At 67.4% G+C, this 18,146-nt stretch carries 13 protein-coding genes and 1 pseudogene; 5 read left to right on the forward strand and 9 right to left on the reverse strand.

Features of this window, described 5'->3' with window-relative positions; translation table 11 throughout:
* Positions 1 to 110 precede the first annotated feature (110 nt).
* Both RQI28_RS12390 and RQI28_RS12395 read right to left on the reverse strand, forming a co-directional pair.
* Complete coding sequence (locus RQI28_RS12390; RefSeq protein ID WP_311222207.1) at positions 111 to 584, reverse strand: peptidylprolyl isomerase; 474 nt, start codon at positions 582 to 584, stop codon at positions 111 to 113.
* 207 nt (positions 585 to 791) lie between these two features.
* Entirely contained in the window at positions 792 to 1,865 is a 1,074-nt protein-coding gene (locus tag RQI28_RS12395) for a pirin family protein (protein WP_311222208.1), read from the reverse strand.
* A 265-nt stretch (positions 1,866 to 2,130) separates the two neighbouring features.
* Here RQI28_RS12395 and mnmA point away from each other — a divergent pair, with 265 nt between their 5' ends.
* Positions 2,131 to 3,243, forward strand: a complete 1,113-nt coding sequence (mnmA, locus tag RQI28_RS12400) for a tRNA 2-thiouridine(34) synthase MnmA (protein WP_311222209.1) — start codon at positions 2,131 to 2,133, stop codon at positions 3,241 to 3,243.
* Positions 3,244 to 3,514: 271 nt separating this feature from the next.
* Positions 3,515 to 5,176, forward strand: a complete 1,662-nt coding sequence (locus RQI28_RS12405; protein WP_311222210.1) for an L-lactate permease — start codon at positions 3,515 to 3,517, stop codon at positions 5,174 to 5,176.
* A gap of 136 nt (positions 5,177 to 5,312) precedes the next feature.
* On the opposite strand, the gene RQI28_RS12410 is transcribed toward RQI28_RS12405, so the two are convergent.
* The gene (locus RQI28_RS12410) at positions 5,313 to 5,657 is read right to left on the reverse strand and encodes a serine/threonine protein kinase (protein WP_311222211.1); all 345 of its coding nucleotides are present in this window, start codon (positions 5,655 to 5,657) and stop codon (positions 5,313 to 5,315) included.
* Between the two features lie 280 nt (positions 5,658 to 5,937).
* On the opposite strand from RQI28_RS12410, the gene RQI28_RS12415 reads away from it, so the two are divergent.
* A complete protein-coding gene (locus RQI28_RS12415) occupies positions 5,938 to 7,173 on the forward strand; it encodes an EAL domain-containing protein (RefSeq protein ID WP_311222212.1) in 1,236 nt (411 codons plus the stop codon).
* Between the two features lie 277 nt (positions 7,174 to 7,450).
* Positions 7,451 to 8,347, forward strand: coding sequence for a LysR family transcriptional regulator (locus RQI28_RS12420; RefSeq protein WP_311222213.1), 897 nt, complete (start codon positions 7,451 to 7,453; stop codon positions 8,345 to 8,347).
* A gap of 113 nt (positions 8,348 to 8,460) precedes the next feature.
* On the opposite strand, the gene maiA is transcribed toward RQI28_RS12420, so the two are convergent.
* From maiA to RQI28_RS12440, 4 genes are all read right to left on the reverse strand, one after another.
* Positions 8,461 to 9,159, reverse strand: coding sequence for a maleylacetoacetate isomerase (maiA, locus tag RQI28_RS12425; protein ID WP_311222214.1), 699 nt, complete (start codon positions 9,157 to 9,159; stop codon positions 8,461 to 8,463).
* A gap of 2 nt (positions 9,160 to 9,161) precedes the next feature.
* Complete coding sequence (locus tag RQI28_RS12430; RefSeq protein WP_311222215.1) at positions 9,162 to 10,055, reverse strand: sulfurtransferase; 894 nt, start codon at positions 10,053 to 10,055, stop codon at positions 9,162 to 9,164.
* 326 nt (positions 10,056 to 10,381) lie between these two features.
* Entirely contained in the window at positions 10,382 to 10,960 is a 579-nt protein-coding gene (gene ssb, locus RQI28_RS12435) for a single-stranded DNA-binding protein (protein ID WP_311222216.1), read from the reverse strand.
* Between the two features lie 146 nt (positions 10,961 to 11,106).
* Complete coding sequence (locus RQI28_RS12440; RefSeq protein WP_311222378.1) at positions 11,107 to 12,297, reverse strand: MFS transporter; 1,191 nt, start codon at positions 12,295 to 12,297, stop codon at positions 11,107 to 11,109.
* 346 nt (positions 12,298 to 12,643) lie between these two features.
* Between RQI28_RS12440 and uvrA the strand changes: the two genes are divergently transcribed.
* Positions 12,644 to 15,712, forward strand: coding sequence for an excinuclease ABC subunit UvrA (gene uvrA, locus RQI28_RS12445; RefSeq protein WP_311222217.1), 3,069 nt, complete (start codon positions 12,644 to 12,646; stop codon positions 15,710 to 15,712).
* Between the two features lie 74 nt (positions 15,713 to 15,786).
* Here the strand turns inward: uvrA and RQI28_RS12450 are convergent.
* Positions 15,787 to 15,974: pseudogene (locus RQI28_RS12450) on the reverse strand (Tat pathway signal protein); the annotation flags it as partial.
* A 78-nt stretch (positions 15,975 to 16,052) separates the two neighbouring features.
* Complete coding sequence (locus tag RQI28_RS12455) at positions 16,053 to 18,047, reverse strand: methyl-accepting chemotaxis protein (protein ID WP_311222218.1); 1,995 nt, start codon at positions 18,045 to 18,047, stop codon at positions 16,053 to 16,055.
* Between the last annotated feature and the right edge of the window lie 99 nt (positions 18,048 to 18,146).

The following is an 18,146-nucleotide window of genomic DNA, read 5'->3' on the forward strand; positions in this document are numbered from 1 at the left end:
AGACTTTGGGTGTTTTTGGCCTCTAGCGCTTATCAATCAAGCGCTGATAGCTATAAATATGATAGCAAAATGACTGGGGCGGCCGGCGCGCCCGCACGGCCTTCCATGCATCAATGGTGATGGCCATGGCCGCCATGCACGTGGCGGTGGGCAATCTCTTCCGGCGTGGCGGCGCGTACTTCCGTCACCTTGGCGGCAAAGCGCAGCGCGTGCCCGGCCAGCGGGTGGTTGCCGTCCAGGTGCACTTCGGGGCCCTTGATCTTGACCACGTTGAACACCGCCGGCTGGCCGTCATCGGCCACGCCGCGCAACTGGCCGCCCACCTTCACACCGGGCGGAAATTCGCTCTTCGGAATGGTGCGCACCAGGCTCTCGTCACGCTCGCCGAAGGCATCGGCCACGGCCAGATCCACGGTGGCTGCATGGCCCACCGACTGGCCTTCCAGTGCTGCTTCCACCTTGGCGAACAGGTTGTCGTAGCCGCCATGCAGATAGGCCACGTCGCCTGAATCCAGCGGTTTGCCGGTGGCGGGATCGGTGATCTTGTAGCTCAGGGTGACGGCGGTGTCCTTGGTGATGTTCATGCGAGCGGGCTCCAAAAAGCTGAAGAGACAGGGCGTGCGCAGCGGTGCGCCCGTGCGGCCAAAACGACATTGTCCGCGATGCGGCGGCGGTGCAGCAGGGCGCTGGCAGCGCTTTCCGCGCCGGCCAAGTCGCACGGCGAGTGCCTCTAGCCGCTCAGCCGGGCGGGCCGATTCCCAGCTGCCGACTGCAGCGGCAGGCCTGCGGGCTCAGGCCTGGGCAGGCACTTCGTCCGCCTCGGCCCCCGGCCGCCGCGCAAAGCGACGCGGGTCGCGGCCATGCACCGGCGCCGCGTCGCCCCAGGGCCAGCCGCCGAATTCGGTGCGGCGGTAGTCCTGCAGCGCCTGGGCGATTTCCTGCTGCGTGTTCATCACGAAGGGGCCGTATTGCACGACGGGCTCGTTCAGCGGGCGGCCCTGCAGCAGCAGGAATTCGGCTTCTTGCGTGCCCGCGTTCACGATCACGGCATCGTCGCCTGCGCGCAGCTCCAGCGCGGCGTGGCCAGTGGCCTGGCCGGCCACGGTGACACCGTCGCCCGCGAAGTAATAGAGCATGCGGCGCGTGCCTTCGCCAGCGGCGGCGGGCAGCGTCCAGCGGGCGCCGGGTTCCATGCGGATGGTCCAGATGGCGATGTCCGATTCCGCCTGCGCAGCCCAGGAGCCGGGTGGCGGCGCCAGCGGCGCAGCGCTGCCCAGACGACCGGCGACCACGGCGACGTGGGTGGCGGGGCCGTTGCCATCGCCATCGCCCAGAGCCAGGCGCGGAATGCTCTCCGACCAGAACATGGTGAAGTGCGGCGCCACCATCTTCTGGCGCGCGGGCAGGTTCAGCCAGATCTGGAACAGCTCCAGCGGGTTGGGCCGGCTGGCATCGAGCAGCGGGAACATCTCCGCATGCACCACGCCGCTGCCGGCCGTGAGCCACTGCACATCGCCCTGGCCGAAGCGCGCGGCGGCGCCCAGCGAATCGCTGTGGTCGATCAGCCCTTCACGCACGATGGTCACGGTCTCGAACCCACGGTGTGGGTGCGGCGGAAAGCCGGGCACCACGTCGCCGTGGTACATGCTCCAGCCGTCCTTGCCGGAGAAGTCCTGCCCGATCTGCCGCCCGGCGAGCGAGGCTTGCGGCCCCAGCGCGTCGTTGCCGGCGGGGTAGGCGTCGTCGTGGTGGGCGCAGAAAAGGAACGGGTCGAGCGTGGGCCAGAGCCCGCCCAGCGGCTGGCTGGACAGGATGGTGGCGGCTGCGGAAGAGGGCGAGGAAGTGGTTGCGGTGGTGGATGTCATGGCGTCGGCGTCCTGTTCGGTGGGGGCCTGCACACGGCGGGCCATGCCGAGCATATGGGGCTGCCGGCAACTGGGTACCAGTGCCCGCGCGCGCAACGCTGCGGTGCAGCCATGGAACAGTGCGATAAACGGAATTTGAATGAAATCAGCCGCTGGCGCTTGTCCATCAAGCGCTTGCAGCTATCAATTCAATAGTAAGTGGTCTGACTGGCGCCGGAGCCCCCACGCCGGCAGCCGCCAGGCACCACGGGGATAATCCTGCCCCATGAACAGCAAGCAACGGGTCGTGGTCGGGTTGTCGGGTGGAGTCGATTCCGCGGTCACCGCGCACCTGCTCAAAGCAATGGGGCACGAGGTCGTCGGCATCTTCATGAAGAACTGGGAAGACGACGACGACAGCGAATACTGCTCGTCCAACATCGACTTCGTCGATGCCGCCGCCGTGGCCGACGTGCTGGGCATCGAGATCGAGCACGTCAATTTCGCCGCCGACTACAAGGACCGCGTGTTCGCCGAATTCCTGCGCGAATACCAGGCCGGCCGCACGCCCAACCCCGATGTCCTCTGCAACGCCGAGATCAAGTTCAAAGCCTTTTTGGACCACGCCATGCGCCTGGGCGCCGAGAAGATCGCCACCGGCCATTACGCCCGGGTGCGGCAAAACCCGGTGACGGGCCTGTTCGAGCTGCTCAAGGGGCTGGATGCGTCCAAGGACCAGAGCTACTTTCTGCACCGGCTGAACCAGGCGCAGCTGAGCAAGACGCTGTTCCCGGTGGGCGAGCTGCACAAGACCGAGGTACGCCGCATCGCCGAAGAGATCGGCCTGCCGAACGCGAAGAAGAAGGATTCGACCGGCATCTGCTTCATCGGCGAGCGGCCGTTCCGCGAATTTCTCAACCGCTACATCCAGAAAGAGCCCGGCCCCATCAAGGACGAGCGCGGCCGCGTGCTGGGGCGGCACCAGGGGCTGTCGTTCTACACGCTGGGCCAGCGGCAGGGGCTGGGCATTGGCGGCGTGAAAGAGAAGGGCGCCCAGCGTGGCGCGGGCGAGCACGCGCCCTGGTTCGTAGCCCGCAAGGAGCTGGAAACGCACACCCTGCGCGTGGTGCAAGGCCACGACCATCCGTGGCTGCAGTCGCACACGCTGCAGGCGGACGACGCGAGTTGGGTGGCGGGCCACCCACCGGGGACGGGCGCCAGTGCAGCCAAGACCCGCTACCGCCAGCAGGACGCAGCCTGCACCGTGGCCCGTGCCGACGGAGCAGGGTTTGCGCTGCAATTTCCGGGCGCGCAGTGGGCCGTGACTCCCGGCCAGAGCGCCGTGCTGTACGACGGCGAAGTGTGCCTGGGCGGCGGCGTCATCGCCAGTTGCAGCTGACTCACGCGGCTTCGATGCGCGGCGTTTCGCCGCTCCGATGACGGGACGAGGGCGCGGTGGGTGTCTCGCATGCGCCTCCATGCCGGGCCAGGCACTGCCTTGACGGGTTTGAAATCCATTCAATCCGTCCTAGACTGAATTTCACGCACGCCATGGAACTTTGTCCGTAAGGTCGTGCGCTTCGCGTCAGCCAAACCGTCCAGGCTCGCACACGCAACAGAAGACGGGTCCGCCGCGCTTTTCGTTCCCAACCGCACTGGAGACAAAGCCCATGCCCTGGCAGCAAATCTACGACCCGTTCGGCAACATGATCATCTCCACCGCGCTGGCCGCGATTCCGGTGGTGGTGATGCTGGCCGCGCTGGGCTTCTTCCACATCAAGGCGCACATCGCGGCCGGCTTGGGGCTGATCGCCGCGCTCATCGTGGCCGTCTTCGCCTATGGCATGCCGGCCGACATGGCGGGCCGCGCGGCGCTGTACGGCGGCTTCACCGGCCTGCTGCCCATCGGCTGGATCGTGCTGAACATCATCTTTTTGCACCAGCTGACCGAGCAGAACGGCAGCTTCAAGGTGCTGCAGGATTCGCTCTCGGGCATCACCAGCGACCGGCGCATCCAACTGCTGCTGATCGCCTTCAGCTTCGGCGCGTTCTTCGAAGGCGCGGCGGGCTTCGGCACCCCGGTGGCCGTGACGGCGGCGATTTTGATCGGGCTGGGCTTTTCGCCGCTGGCCGCGTCGGGACTGTCGCTCATCGCCAACACCGCGCCGGTGGCCTTCGGGGCGCTGGGCACCCCGGTCATCACCCTGGCCAAGGTGCACGGCTATGACCTCATGGAGGTGACGGCGATGGTCGGACGGCAACTGCCGTTCTTCTCGCTGCTGGTGCCGTTCTGGCTGATCTGGGCCTTCGCCGGGCGCAAGGGCATGTGGGAGATCTGGCCGGCCATTCTGGTCACGGCCGTGTCGTTCGCGGTGCCGCAATACCTGGTGTCCAACTTCATCGGCCCCGAACTGGTGGACATCATCGCGGCCATCGTGTCGATGGCGTCGTTGGTCGCGTTTTTGCGCGTGTGGAAGCCCAAGACGGTGTGGACCTCACCCTCGCTGCGCGGGCGCGACATCAGCGCCGCGGAGGCCAAGCCGCCCCAGCCCGTTGCCCAGCACACCCGCGCCGAACTGATGGCCGCATGGATGCCCTGGATCATCCTCTCGGTGTTCGTCTTCATCTGGGGCCTGCCGCCGGTCAAGGCCTGGCTCAACAGCCTGTTCGCACCGGCCTTCCCCATGGCCGGCCTGCACAACCTGATCGAAAAGGTGCCGCCCGTGGTGCCCCTGCCGACCAAGGAAGGCGCGGTCTACACGCTGAACCTGCTGTCGGCCACCGGCACGGCCATCTTGCTGTCGGCGGTGGTCAGCGCCTTCTTGATGAAGTACAACCCCGTCGCCATCGTGCGCACCTTCTTCAAGACGGTGTGGCTGGTCCGCTTTTCGCTGCTGACCATCGTGCTCATGCTGGCGTTGGGCACGCTCACGCGCTATTCGGGCACCGACACCACGCTGGGCCTGGCCTTCGCCAACACCGGCGTGTTCTACCCGTTCTTCGGCACGCTGATGGGCTGGCTGGGCGTGGCGCTGACGGGCTCGGACACGGCCTCGAACGTGCTGTTCGGCGGCATGCAGAAGGTGGCAGCCGAACAACTCGGCCTGTCGCCCAACCTGATGGGCGCGGCCAACAGCTCGGGCGGGGTGATGGGCAAGATGATCGACGCGCAGTCCATCGTGGTGGCATCGACCGCCACCCGCTGGTTCAACCACGAAGGCGACATCCTGCGCTACGTGTTCTTCCACTCGATCGCGCTGGCCTGCCTGGTGGGCCTGTATGTGACGCTGCAGGCGTATGTGTGGCCATTCACGCTGATGGTGATCCACTGAGGATATTGAGGCCTTTTTGGCCTCTAGCGCTTGAATGATAAGCGCTTGTAGCTATCAATTTAGTAGCAAAAACACAACGGGCGCCTGGAGCGCCCGTTGTGCTTTGGCGGTCTGCCCTGGCAGGGCCCGCAGCATTTCAGCGCTGGCGCTTGCCTTCCGGATCGCTCGGGCCGTTCGTGTCCGACAGCAATTCGGACGGCGGCTTCAGTTCGCCTGCATCGCCGCCTTCGGCCTCCCATGTGCCGCCAACGCGCGAGGTGTTGCCGCGCGGGTGGCCCATGTCGGTGCCGTCGTTGAAGTTGAGCGGGCCGTCCTGCGGCATGTCGTCGAAGGCATGGGCCGACACGTCTTCCAGCGAATCGGCCACATCGTCTTCCGCGCTCAGGCGTTCGTTGATGTCCTGGCCTTCGGGCAGCTCGGCGTTCGGGTCGTCGGAGGGGTCGATGACCGGTTCGGTCACGTCGTCGGGTGGGGTGCGCATGGCGTTCTCCTGTCGTACGGTCGCCCGAGGAAATAGGGCGATCACTGGCTGGAGCTTGGCGCTGCACTGCGGTGGTGGCGGTGGGTGCGTGGCCTATGCGGGGGTAGGAGCGTGCCGCCAGTGCCTTGCGTCATGTGTTTCCGCCAGGCAGAACTGCACAAATGGAAAGGCCGGGAATGTTTCCATTGGGTGATTTCGGTGTGCAAATATAAAGTTTCATGAGGCGGTCATCTGAAAAGATCTGCCGGTTCGGCAGGTTTTGTGCCACCAAGGAGGGGTCATGTCAGCACGTTCAGCGCCGCCCTACATCGACCCGCTGGCGCCGTTTTTCGAGCATTCGGTCAGCGCAGCCGGGCTCGAGCGTGTGCTGCAGGTGGTCCGCCGCCACCTGTCGATGGACGTGGCCTTCATCTCCCGCTTTCAGGAAACCGACCGCGTGCTCGACTACCTCGACAGCGAACCCGGCTGCGTCCTGTGGCGCGGGCAGGCCCTGCCGCTTTCAGAAGGCTATTGCCTGAAGGTCTTTCGCGGGGAGCTGCCCGAGTTCATTCCGGACACCGCCCAGGTTCCAGAGGCCATGGCCATACCGGCGACCACCGGCATTCCCATCGGCTCGCACCTCAGCGCGCCGATCGTGCTGGAGAACAAGCGGCTTTTTGGCACGCTGTGCTGCTTCAGCTACCAGCCCGTCGCCTCGCTGACCGAACGCGACATGGACGTGCTGCGCGCTTTCTCGGAATTCCTGGGCTTTTACTTCGACGCCGCAGCCAAGCGCGAACAGGAGAAGGAAACCATCGCGCACGACATCCACATGGCCATGGCCGCCGACCGGCTGCGCATCGTCTTCCAGCCCGTGTACGACCTGGCGCAGCGGCGCATCCACGGCTTTGAATGCCTGTCCCGCTTCGACATCGAGCCGCTGCGGCCGCCGGACCAGTGGTTCAACGCGGCCTACAGCGTGGGGCTGGGCCGAGAGCTGGAACTGCACGCCATCCACAAGGCGCTGTCCGTTCTGCAGGACTTTCCGGGCGGCGTGGAGTTCAACGTCAACTGCTCGCCCGAGCTGATCATCTCGGGAGCCCTGCAATCTTTGCTGGAAGACGGCACCGACCTGTCTCGCGTGGTGCTGGAAGTCACCGAGCACGCCATCGTGACCGACTACGCGGCGCTGGCCGATGGGCTAGGGCCGTTCCGGGCCCGCGGTGCCATGCTGGCCGTGGACGATGCGGGTGCAGGTTACTCAAGCATGCGGCACATCCTCAACCTGCAGCCCGAGGTCATCAAGCTGGACATGAGCATCACCCAGTCCATCGACCGCGACAACCACCGCCGGGCGCTGGCCAAGGGGCTGATCAGCTTTGCGCACGAGATCGGCAGCATGATCGTCGCGGAAGGGGTGGAGCAGGCGTCCGAGCTGGAGGCTCTGCAACTGCTCGGGGTCGACTTCGCTCAGGGCTACTACCTGGCCAAGCCGCTGGCGTTGGAAGAAGCGCTCTGGCGCTCGCGCCAGCACTGAGGGCAGGCTGAGCCGGCTCAGCCCCCACCCGGCGGCACCCTGAAGCTGTCCATGATGCGTTTTTCTGCCCGCTCGCAGACTGCGGCGAATTTGCTCCACCCGTCGTGAACGCGGCGACCGATCGACCGGAAGAGCCGCCAGATTCGGGGTGAGGAGGGCTGTGGCGGGTGGTCCGCTGCGTTGGAAGATGGCTTGTGTGACATGGCCCGAGCGATGCTCGCGCCCGACCAGACTTCTGTAAAGTTGAGTTCACTGACCGCTGAATTCACAATCGCTGATGCGTAACCTCAACCTCGACCAGCTGCAGACGCTCATCGCCATTGCCGATCTGGGCACCTTCGCCGCTGCGGCGCAGGCGCTGCACCTGGCGCCTCCCACCGTCAGCCTGCACATCAAGGAGCTGGAATCGCGCATGGACGCGGTGCTGGTCGTGCGCGGCCGGCGGCAGGCAGAACTGACCCCGGCAGGCCAGGTGCTGGTGCAGGAAGGCCGCAAGCTGCTGGCCGCCAGCGATGACCTCGTCGAGCAGGTGCAGCGCCGGGCGAGCGGGCGCGAAGGCATCGTGCGCGTGGGCGTCTCCGCCGGCGTCAGCACGCGGCTGCTGCCGCTGATGCTGCAGGCGCTGCATCGGCGCAGCCCGGGCGTGGAGGTGCGGCTCGAAGCGGTGGGCTCGGCCGACACCATGCTGCGCCTGAAGGCCGGCACGCTGGACATCGGCATCGTCGCCAGCCCCCAGCCTGCCGTGGCGGAGGTACGCCTGACGCCCTGGCGCAACGACCCGATGGTGGCGTTGCTGCCTGCTGCCTGGGAGGCGCCGGAGAAGGTCACCCCCGAATGGCTGGCCCACCGCCGCTGGGCGTCCTTCGCCCCGGCCACGCAGATGCACGGGCTCATCGCGGCATGGTTCGGGCAGGCGGGCTTCAACCCCCGGCCGTTCTTGACGCTGAGCTACCCCGGCGCCCTGAAAAGCCTGGCGGCGGCCAGCCAGAGCGCAGCCATCCTGCCGCTGGAAGAGGCCGAAGACCTGCCTTTTTCAGCCGATGCCAGCGCTGTGCAAGTGCGGCACCTGCACCCACCGCTGATGCGCCCGATGGCGGTGGCGCATCGCAACGTGCCCGCGCCGGGCATGGCCATCACCCATGTGCTGGACGTGTTGGCCGAGTTCGCCAGCTGACCGAGGCAGAAGAGCCGGGCGGGCCTTTGAGCCCCCTCAGCCGGCCGGCTCCCGACGCGGTGATGGTGTGTGTGTAGCCGCTGTCCGATGCACGCGCCGCTGTGCGCCGTGCATCAGCCCACGGGCGCGCCCAGTTGTCGGCCGGGATGCGCCTTCGCGAATGCCTCGACGCCATCGCACTGGCCGATGATGCGGTCAATCGTGGGGGTGTGATCGACGTGGATTTTCAAGACCCGCATGACCGCCACCACACTGGCCAGGCAGATATCGGCCATCGTGGGGCTGTCGCCGTGGCAAAAAAGGCCCGTGCCGGCTTCGGTGGAAAGCCGTTGCTCGACGGCGTGCAATCCGGTCTCAAACCAGTGCGTCTGCCAAGTGCGCCAGCCGGTGTCATCGATGCCCGATGTCGCGGCGAGGTACTTCCTGATGCGTGGGGTGACCAGCGGGTGGGTGTCGGAGGCGATCATTCCCGACAGCGACCGTACCCGCGCGCGGCCACGGGGATCGGCGGGCAACAAAGCCGGAGTGGGTTGCACGTCTTCCAGAAATTCCAGAATGGCCAGCGACTGCGTGATGGGGGCGTGCCCCGGCTCCACCAGGGTCGGCAGGCCGCCCAGCGCATTCACGGCGCGGTAGGCGGCGCTGTGTTGGGCGCCCATTTCCAGATCGATGACGTGTTCATGGGCGGTCAGCCCTTTCATGGCCAAGGCCACACGCACCCGGTAGCTCGCCGCCGACCGCCAGAAGGCGTAGAGCTCGTAGGCGGGCGGCTGGCCACCGGGCGGGGCTTCCAGCGTCGGTTCGGGGGCCATTCTCAGGCGGCCATCGCCACGTCAGCGTTCTTGCTGGACTTTGCGACCGGCAAGCCGGTTTCGATGGGCAGACTGTCGTCGCGTGACCATTCGTTCCAGGAGCCGAAGTACATGCGCACGTCGCTGAAGCCCGCCTGCTTCAAGGCGAGGAAGGAATTGGAGGCGCGCGCGCCCTTGAAGCAATAAAGGTAGACCGTGTCTTCTGGTGCGATGCCCGCCGTGGCGCACTCGGCCCTGACTTCGTCGGGTGTTTTGAACACGGGGCCGTCGCCAGAGGGCTTCATGAAGCGGTACCACTCGATCCATTTGGCGCCCGGCAGGCGGCCTTTGCGGGGAGCGAAGTCCTTGCCGTAGGGCGAGGAGCTTTCGCCGATCCATTCATCGACGTCGCGCACGTCCAGCATCACCGTGTCGCTGCCCAAGGCAGCCAGCACGTCGGCTTGCGTGAGCATCACATCGGCCGTGGGCAAATCGCTGGGGAAGGTGGCCGCCACGGGCGTGGCGCTCTCGGTAGACACGGGCAGGCCCGCGGCCTTCCAGGCGCTGAATCCACCGTTGAGCACCTTGATCTTGGGATAACCCAGCCAGGTCAGCAGGTAGTAGCCACGGCAAGACTGGCCGTAACCGCTGTTCATCGCGTCCTCATAGAACACGGCGGTTTCTTTGCCCGACAGCCCTGCCGCGCCCAGCGCCTTGGCAAAAGTCGCCTGGAGTTCCTGCAGGCCCTCGGGGCTCGATGTCGCCAGGAAGGTGAACACCTCTCGCAGGTTCACGGCGCCAGGGATGTGGCCAGCGCTGTAGGTGTCAGCGTCTCGCGTGTCGATCACGACGACAGGCTCGGACGCTTGCAACGTGGCGAGTTGCGCCGGGGAGATCAGGGTGGCTTCGATGCTCATTGGAACCTCTCGGAAAGAACAAAGGCAGAATCGCCCTCGTCTTTCATTGCAACTGCCGTGCCAAGGCGGTTGCCGCCGATGTGCTCCCGTGGTTTGAGCGCTAAGTGGTTGAATTGATGGGGTATTTTGCGGTCAAGGCGATTTGTCCTGCGAACTGGCCCATGCGAATGCAGCCGGTATGGCGGACATTGTGTTGACGCAATGTCTACACAATGTCTGCCTGCAGACGCCGTTCAACGTGAGCCCTTTTGTTCAGGCGGGCTGGCTGAACGGTCGCGAGGGGAAATTTCAGCCTTGCGGCGTTTGGACAAGCCCGTTTTTCCCACTCAGAACGGAATGTCGTCGTCCATATCGTCGAAACCCGACGCGGCGCGCGGCTGCTGGGGCGCCGGTGCGGGGGCAGGGCGCGCGGCCGGCGCGGGCCGGGGCGCTGCGGCCGACTGCGCCGCTGGCGCGGGGCGGCGCGCCGGGGCTGCTCCGCCGCCGCCACCATTGCCGTAGCCGTTGTCCGGGGCCTCGCCGTATCCGCCGTCGTCATAGCCGCCGCCGCCTTGACCACCGCCCGCGCCCTGGCGGCTGCCCAGCATCTGCATGCTGTCGGCTCTAATTTCGGTGGTGAATTTTTCCACGCCGGCCTGGTCGGTCCACTTGCGGGTGCGCAGCGAACCTTCCACGTAGACCTGCGAGCCTTTGCGCAGGTACTGGCCCACGATTTCCGCCAGCCGGCCGTTGAAGACGATGCGGTGCCACTCGGTGGACTCCTTGTTCTCGCCGGTGTTCTTGTCGCGCCAGCGGTCAGTGGTGGCGATGGTGACGTTGGCGACCTGGTCGCCGCTGGGGAAGGTGCGGATCTCGGGGTCGCGCCCCAGGTTGCCGACGATGATGACTTTGTTGACGGATGCCATGGTGTGAGGGGGCCTGTAGAGAATGAAGGAGGGAAGGCACTACGGCCTGGGGCGGGTTTGCTCCCCCCAAAAGGGGTGCAGACACGCCGAAGGAGCGGCGATTGTGCCGTATCCGACGCGCCGTGGGTCGGCGCGGACGGCCGCCCTCAGTGCCCGCGCGAACCCGCCTGGCGAGGCACCGTGCGCATGCCCCAGGCCACTGCCAGCCACACCGCGCACAGCACCGCCGTGGCGGTGAACAGGCTGGTCGCGCCGCCCCAGCGCAGCAGCGCGCCGCCCAGGGCGCCGCCGGCGAACAGGCCCAGCGACTGCAGCGTGTTGTAGGTGCCCAGGGCCGCGCCCCGCAGCGCCGCCGGTGCGGTGCGCGACACCAGGCTGGGCTGGCTGGCCTCCAGCGCGTTGAACCCGCAAAAGAACACGAAGAGCAGCACGCCCAGCGACCACACGCCGGCCCATGCGGGCAAGGCCGACGCCACGCCCAGGCCCACTTGCACGGCCAGCACCAGGGCAATCGCGGCCAGCAGCGCGGCGCGCAGATGCCCGGCGCGTTCCAGCGCGAAAAGGCCGCCCATCAGCAGAAACGACAGCACCACCGCCGGCAGATACACATGCCAGTGCGCGGCCTTGGGCAAACCGGCCTGCACCAACAGCGCTGGCACGGCCACCCACATCGCCAACTGCACGGTGTGCAGCACGAACACGCCCAGGTTCAGGCGCAGCAGGTCGGGGTGGGCAAGCACGTCGGCCAGACGGCCGCGCGATGTGTGCGTGGGTTGGGCGGGCTCGGGCGGCACCACCCAGATCACGGCGGCGATGCCGGCCAGCGCCAGCGCGCAGGTCAGCGCGAAGATGCCGGCCAGGCCAAAGCGCGCGGCCAGTGGAGGCGCCGCCACCAGCGCCACGGCGAACATCAGCCCGATGCTGCCGCCCACCAGCGCCATGGCCTTGGTGCGCACGCCGTCGCGGGTCTGGTCGGCCAGCAGCGCCGTGACCGCAGCCGACACCGCGCCCGCGCCCTGCAGCGCGCGGCCCCAGAGCAGGCCGGTGAGCGAGTCGGCCAGCGCTGCCAGCAAACTGCCGCCGGCAAACACCAGCAGCCCCAGCACGATGACCCGCTTGCGCCCGAAGCGGTCGGACGCCATGCCCAGCGGCAGTTGCAGCACCGCCTGCGTCAGACCGTAAATGCCCATGGCCAGGCCGACCAGGGCCGGGTCGTCGCCGCCGGGGTATTTGCGTGCCTCCAGCGCGAACACCGGCAGCACCAGGAACAGCCCCAGCATGCGCAGCGCGAAGATCAGCGCCAGGCTGATGCTGGAGCGGCGCTCCAGCGGCGTCATGGTGGTGGATGCGGCGGCGGCAGTCGTCGTGCTGGCTGCGGCGGCGGGCGAGGGCGGGGAGGATTCCTGCACGGTGTGCGTTGTCTTGCGGATCGTGGGGGCCGTGGGCGAAAGCCGCGATTCTCGCGCATCGCCTTGGGCGGGCCATGGGGGCCTGATGGCGGTCTGCGCAAGAAATTCATGCCAAATAGGCCTCTAGCGCTTATCCATCAAGCGCGGGTAGCTATTGTTTTAATAGCAAATGGTGGCATGTCAAAAGAACCGTTCCCGCAGCCCGATGCCCCGGGGCTGCGCGCGAAGAGCCCGTCCCCTATGATGGCCGGTTGACCTTTCAAAGCCTGCTGCCGTGACTTTTCCTGCCACCGATGACGACGCCCCAGGCCGCCCCGCCGAAGGCACCTACCTGGCCCGCGTGCTGCGAGAGCAGCGCATCAGCATCCGTGGCGCGCGCACGCACAACCTCAAGAACATCGACCTGGACCTGCCGCGCAACCAGCTGGTGGTGATCACCGGGCTGTCGGGCTCGGGCAAGTCCAGCCTGGCGTTCGACACGCTCTATGCCGAGGGCCAGCGCCGCTATGTGGAAAGCCTGTCGGCCTATGCGCGTCAATTCCTGGGCCGGCTCGACAAGCCCGACGTCGATCTGATCGAGGGCCTGTCGCCGGCCATTTCCATCGAGCAGAAGGCCACCAGCCACAACCCGCGCTCCACCGTCGGCACGGTGACCGAGATCCACGACTACCTGCGCCTGCTCTACGCCCGTGCCGGCACGCCGTACTGCCCCGACCACGGCCTGCCGCTGTCATCGCAGACCGTCAGCCAGATGGTGGACGCCGTGCTGGCGCTGCCCGAAGACACGCGCCTGATGGTGCTGGCCCCGGTGGCGCGCGACAAGAAGGGCGAATTCACCGACCTGTTCACGCAGATGCAGGCGCTGGGTTATGTGCGCTTTCGCGTCGATGGGCAAATCTACGAGGTGGAGAGCCTGCCTGCGTTGAAGAAGACGGAGAAGCACGACATCGACGTGGTGATCGACCGGCTGAAGGTGCGCGCCGACGTGCAGCAGCGCTTGGCGGAGAGCTTTGAGGCCGCGCTGCGCGTGGGCCTGGGTGCCAGCGGCGCGGACGGCAATGGCCGCGTGCTCGCGCTGGAAATGGATTCCGGCCAGGAGCATCTGTTTTCCTCCAAGTTCGCGTGCCCGGTGTGCGGCTTCTCGCTGCCTGAACTGGAGCCGCGCCTGTTCTCGTTCAACGCGCCGATGGGCGCCTGCCCGACCTGCGACGGCTTGGGCCAGCAGGAAGTGTTCGACCCGGCGCGGGTGGTGGCCTTCCCATCCCTCAGCTTGGCCAGCGGCGCCATCAAGGGCTGGGACCGGCGCAACGGCTACTACTTTGCCATGCTCGAGAGCCTGGCCCGGCATTACGAATTCGACGTGGAGGCCCCGTTCGAATCGTTGCCCGAGCGCGTGCGCAACGCGGTGCTGTACGGTTCGGGGGACGAAGAGGTCGCCTTCAACTACATCCTCGACAGCGGCGCCAACAAAGGCAAGTCGGTCGTCAAGAAGCACCCGTTCGAGGGCATCCTTCCGAACATGTCGCGGCGCTACCGCGAGACCGATTCGGTCGTCGTGCGCGAAGACCTGGCGCGCCTGCGCAGCACCCAGGCCTGCCCCGACTGCCACGGCACGCGCCTGCGCCGCGAGGCCCGCCACGTGCGCGTGGGCGAGGGCAAGCAGTCCCGCGCCATCTATGAAGTGAGCCACGCCACGCTGGCCGAGGCGCTGGCCTGGTTCCACGCGCTCCAACTCACCGGCGCCAAGGCCGATATCGCCGACAAGGTGGTGCGAGAGATCGCCACGCGCCTGACCTTCCTGAACGACGTGGGCCTGAACTACCTGAGCCTGGACCGCAGCGCCGAGACCCTGTCGGGCGGCGAGGCGCAGCGCATCCGCCTGGCCAGCCAGATCGGCTCGGGCCTGACGGGTGTGATGTACGTGCTGGACGAGCCCAGCATCGGCTTGCACCAGCGCGACAACGACCGCCTCATCGCCACACTGCAGCACCTGCGCGACATCGGCAACAGCGTGATCGTGGTCGAGCACGACGAAGACATGATGCGCGCCGCCGACCACGTGGTGGACATGGGCCCCGGCGCCGGCGTGCATGGCGGCCGCGTGATGGCGCAGGGCACCTACGACGAGGTGCGCGCGCACCCCGATTCGCTCACCGGCCAGTACCTGTCGGGCGTGCGCTCCATTCCCGTGCCCAATCGCCGCACGCCCTGGCTGCCGGTGCTCGAACAGCAAGCCGCGCCCGAGGCGAAGAAAAGCGCCGGCAAGCCGCGCTTTCCCGAGTCCGACGCCAGCCGCCGCCGCGCCGAGCGCATGGCCGAACACCGCGCCACCCAGGGGCGCCTGCAGGCGCTGCGCGTGGTGGGCGCCAGCGGCCACAGCCTGAAGGACGTGAGCGTTGAATTCCCCGTGGGCCTGTTCACCTGCGTGACGGGCGTCTCAGGCTCGGGCAAGAGCACGCTGGTCAACGACACGCTCTACGCCGCCGTGGCGCGCCAGCTGTACCGCGCGCATGACGAGCCCGCGCCGCACGAATCCATCGAAGGCATGGAGTACTTCGACAAGGTCATCAACGTCGACCAGAGCCCCATCGGCCGCACGCCGCGCAGCAACCCGGCCACGTACACCGGCCTGTTCACGCCGATCCGCGAGCTGATGGCCGAGACCAACACCGCGAAGGAGCGCGGCTACGGCCCCGGGCGCTTCTCGTTCAACGTGGCGGGCGGGCGCTGCGAGGCCTGCCAGGGCGACGGCGTGGTGAAGGTGGAGATGCACTTTCTGCCCGACGTGTACGTGCCCTGCGACCTGTGCCACGGCCAGCGCTACAACCGCGAAACGCTGGAAGTGCAGTGGAAGGGCAGGAACATCGCGCAGATCCTGGAGCTGACGGTGGAAGACGCCTACGCCTTCTTCCAGGACGTTCCCACCATCGCCCGCAAGCTGCACACGCTGCTGCAGGTGGGGCTGTCGTACATCCGCCTGGGCCAATCGGCGACCACCTTGTCGGGCGGCGAGGCGCAGCGCGTGAAGCTCGCGCAGGAGCTATCGAAGCGCGACACTGGCCGCACGCTCTACATTTTGGACGAGCCCACCACCGGCCTGCACTTCGCCGACATCGACCTGCTGCTGAAGGTGCTGCACCAGCTGCGCGACGCGGGCAACACCATCGTCGTGATCGAGCACAACCTGGACGTCATCAAGACGGCCGACTGGGTGATCGACATGGGCCCCGAAGGCGGCGCCGGCGGCGGCACCGTGGTGGGCGAGGGCACGCCGGAGGAATTGGCGGCCAACCCGGCGAGCCACACCGGGCGGTACCTGGGGCCGTATCTGGCGCGGGCCTAGAACACGGCGTTTAGTAGTGAAATAGTGCTCTAGCGCTTATTCATCAAGCGCTGGTAGCTATGAAAATAATAGTGTCAGCCTAGAAACCCCAGGTTGACCGGATACGCCGGGCCGCCGAAATTGCGCAGCCCCGGCAGCACGCCGGCCAACTCGGTGTCGGCCATGCCGAACCAGCGCGCCAGGGTGGCCGCGTGCCGTAGAAGCCCGCGCCGCGCCGCGCCGCCCACGACGAATGGTCGCTGCCCCAGCCGTGGCTGGAGCCCGTGCAGGCGCCACATCAGCGAGACGCTGCCATGTCTGCAGTGGTTGCGTCCGTGGCGGGCTCGCTACGCGCCGCGCGCTATCGAATCGCCGGCACCGGATGCGGCTCGCCATGGCCGAAGGCATCGCCATGGGCGTCGGTCGCCAGCCGGAACACCGCCACGCCTTCGACCAGCGCCTGCGCCTGCCCGCGCAGGCTGGCGGCGGCGGCCGCCATCTCTTCGACCAGGGCTGCGTTCTGCTGCGTGGCCTGGTCCATCTGCGTGACGGCTTCGCCCACCTGCGCCACGCCTTGCGACTGTTCCTGGCTGGCCGCGCTGATCTCGCCCATGATGTCGGTCACCCGGCGCACGGCCGACACCACCTCCTGCATGGTGCTGCCCGCGCGCGCGACCAGCGTATTGCCCTGTTCCACGTTCTGCACGCTGGTGTTGATCAGCGCCTTGATCTCCTTGGCCGCGTCAGCCGATCGGCCGGCCAGCGAGCGCACCTCGCCCGCCACCACGGCAAAGCCCCGGCCCTGCTCGCCCGCGCGGGCCGCTTCCACGGCCGCGTTCAGCGCCAGGATGTTGGTTTGAAAAGCGATGCCGTCGATCACGCCGATGATGTCGGCGATCTTGCCCGACGAGGCGTGAATGCCCTGCATGGTCTGCACCACCTGGGCCACCACCTCGCCGCCCTGCACGGCCACCTGGCTGGCGCTGGCGGCCAGCTGGCTGGCCTGGCGGGCGCTGTCGGCGTTCTGGCGCACGGTGGCGGTCATCTGCTCCATCGACGCGGCGGTTTCCTCCAGCGCGCTGGCTTGGGCTTCGGTGCGGGCCGACAGGTCGTGGTTGCCCTGCGCGATCTCGGCGCTGGCCGTGGCCACGCCCTCGGCACCGCCGCGCACGCGGCCCACCACCTGCGTCAGCTGGCCGCGCATGCGGGTCAGCGCGGCGATGAGCTGGCCCACCTCGTCGCTGCCGTGGGCAATCGGCGCACCCGACAGGTCGCCCTGCGCCACGTCATCGGCCAGCGCCATGGCCTGCGCCAGCGGGCGGGTGACCGAGCGCACGAACACCGTCATCAGCACGGCCCCCAGCGCCACCATGGCCGCCATCAGCAGCGCCTGCCACAGCAGGGTGCGCTGCTGCTGCTCGATGCGGTGGTCCAGCGACTGCTGCATGCTGTCCATCGCCAGGGTGTTGAGTGCATAGAGCGCGTCGATGGCCTGGGTGAAGGTGTCGAAATACGCCTGCGGCGACTGACTGGGCGCTTCATCGGGCTTGAGGTCGATCAGCGCCGAATTGGCCAGCTGCAGCGCGCCGGCCACCTGGTCTTGCAGCGCGCGGGTCGGCGCCTGCATGGCGGCGGCAAAGGCGGGGTTGGTGCGCATGGCGCGGTTCAGGCCCCGCGCCGTTTCGCCCTGCAGTTCCTGCACCCGCTCGCGCAGGCCCATCAGCAGGCCGCGGCCCTGGGGCGGCAGTTCCTTCTTGCCGAGAAAGCCGGTGCCCTGCGCGCGCATCACGCCCATCTTTTCGCCCAGCATCGGCGCGCTCACCATGGTGGCCTGGATCAGCGCATGCGTTTCCTCGTCCGGCTCCAGTTGGAGGCCGTAGGCGTGCAGCAGCTCTTCGCCCACCAGCAGCAGGGCGGCGATGAGTTCGGTGTGCTGCGCCGTGCTTTGCGCAGGCTGCAGGCTGCGTGCGGCTACGGCCGATTCCAGCGACTGCCAGGTCGTGCGCACCTGGTTCCAGGCCTGGGTTTGCGCTGGCGGTACGCCGGCTTCGGCGAATCGGGCGGTACCGGCCTGCAGCGCCTGGCTGACGGCATCGCGGGCGGCGGGTCGGCGCGCGCCCAGCGCATCGTTGCCGCCCAGCATGCCGGCGGACAGGCCCCGGTGCACCTGCAGCCCCTGCACCGCCTTGTGCAGCGCCAGCAGCGGCGGCGCCCCGCGGGCTTCGCGCCGGGCATCCTGAATGGCATCCACCGACTGCATCACGAACAGGGCAGTGGGCAAGGCGCTCATCAACAAGCCGATCAGACCTAGGATCAGGAACTTGTGGAGCAAAGGAAGGTGGGTCATTCGGGCCATGGCGTGGGCTCAAGGTGAATAGAAAGCTGTCGAAAGCCGAAGCTTGGGAGGAGAAGGAGAAGTGGCGGCGGAAAGTCTGTAACTCAATGTAGCAACTAT

Source organism: Acidovorax sp. WCS2018Noco2-16 (assembly GCF_031843945.1).
In the GTDB taxonomy this organism is placed as follows: domain Bacteria; phylum Pseudomonadota; class Gammaproteobacteria; order Burkholderiales; family Burkholderiaceae_C; genus Paracidovorax.